The sequence below is a fragment of the Paraburkholderia sp. Ac-20342 genome (assembly GCF_017104985.1).
In the GTDB taxonomy this organism is placed as follows: domain Bacteria; phylum Pseudomonadota; class Gammaproteobacteria; order Burkholderiales; family Burkholderiaceae; genus Paraburkholderia.
Window position 1 is genome coordinate 1 of record NZ_JAAGPQ010000221.1, and the last position, 941, is coordinate 941.

Here is a 941-nt window from a genome sequence, read left to right on the forward strand (position 1 = left end):
TATCTGCTGGTCCACGAAAAGCTGCCGACCGCCGCCGAACTGAAAGCCTATAAAACAAAGCTCAAGGGCCTGCGCGGACTGCCCGCCAACGTCAAGGCCGCGCTCGAATGGATTCCGGCCGCCGCGCATCCGATGGACGTGATGCGTACCGGCGTCTCGGTACTCGGCACCGTGCTGCCCGAGAAGGACGACCACAACCTGCCCGGCGCGCGCGATATCGCCGATAAGCTGATGGCCTCGCTCGGCTCGATGCTGCTCTACTGGTATCACTACTCGCACAACGGCAGACGCATCGAGGTCGAAACCGATGACGATTCGATCGGCGGCCACTTCCTGCATCTGCTGCATGGCGTCGAGCCGCCGAAGTCGTGGGTCGATGCGATGCACGTCTCGCTTAATCTCTACGCCGAACACGAGTTCAACGCCTCGACGTTCACGGGCCGCGTGATCGCGGGCACGGGCTCGGACATGTATTCGGCGATCACCGGTGCCATCGGCGCGCTGCGCGGTCCGAAGCATGGCGGCGCCAACGAGGTCGCCTTCGAGATCCAGTCGCGCTACCCGACGCCCGACGAAGCCGAGGCGGACATCCGTCGCCGCGTGGAGAACAAGGAAGTCGTGATCGGCTTCGGTCATCCGGTGTACACGATCTCGGACCCGCGCAACAAGGTCATCAAGGATGTGGCGCAGAAGCTCTCGAAGGAAGCAGGCAACACGAAGCTGTTCTCGATTGCGGAGCGGCTCGAAGCGGTGATGTGGGAAGCGAAGAAGATGTTCCCGAATCTGGACTGGTTCAGCGCGGTGTCGTATCACATGATGGGCGTGCCGACCGCGATGTTCACGCCGATCTTCGTGATCGCGCGCACGGCGGGCTGGAGCGCGCACATCATCGAGCAGCGCATCGACAACAAGATCATCCGGCCGAGCGCGAATTACACCGG

At 62.7% G+C, this 941-nt stretch carries 1 protein-coding gene; it reads left to right on the forward strand.

The genetic code is table 11. The features are described from left to right. A partial coding sequence (gene prpC, locus G3N58_RS33840) for a 2-methylcitrate synthase (protein ID WP_206001369.1) occupies window positions 1-941 on the forward strand: 941 nt, incomplete at both ends.